This window comes from Flammeovirga aprica JL-4, assembly GCF_012844305.1.
Classification (GTDB): Bacteria; Bacteroidota; Bacteroidia; order Cytophagales; family Flammeovirgaceae; genus Flammeovirga; species Flammeovirga aprica.
The window spans coordinates 1-664 of the sequence record NZ_JABANE010000366.1; the positions used below are offsets into that span (position 1 = coordinate 1).

General features: G+C 32.8%; 1 protein-coding gene. It reads right to left on the minus strand.

Going from position 1 to position 664, the window contains the following annotated elements:
• Positions 1–664 (minus strand): plasmid pRiA4b ORF-3 family protein (locus HHU12_RS34400; RefSeq protein ID WP_169661211.1); only part of this gene is annotated, 664 nt, incomplete at both ends.

Below are 664 nucleotides of genomic sequence, written 5' to 3' on the forward strand. Positions count from 1 at the left end.
AAATCTTCATCAGTCCATCCTTCATAGTTTTCATAGTCTTCGTGTGATTTATCCTGTAAAACTTCAAGCATATACTCATAAGTGAATATACCTCCAACATCTTCCATTGGTGTTGCTCTTTTTCCTTCAATGCATTCGACCTGATGCTTTAATTGTCCTTTTTCAACTTTCTGAAGCGTGATTAGGTGTCTCCAATTATCTCCAAAATCATAAGTATACTTTAATACCGATTTTTTATCCTTGAAAAAGTCATCCAGTAAATAGTCCTCTAATGGACTTTCCATATCAGATTCTTCATCATCTGATTCATCATCAAACATAAAATCATAATCCTCTTCATTTATCGCTACCCATTCTCTTTCTTTTTTATATTCAAACATCGAGAGATGAAACCCTCCCCATCCCATAATTTTCAATAAACATTCTGAGAAAAGATCTAAATCCATGGAATTATTCACTCGGATAGTACGATAAATTGAAGGGTTACTATTTGAAAGTTCAATTTTAAGAGTGAAAATCTTTTCTTCTAATTCTCGTTCATGCTCAAAATTGCCCAGCTTATTTCTAAATAGCTTATCATGATACTTCAACAATAATTCCTTCAAATTATCGGACTTGTCCAATTCAACCATATTCTCTTCAAAAACAACCTTACCTGCACCAT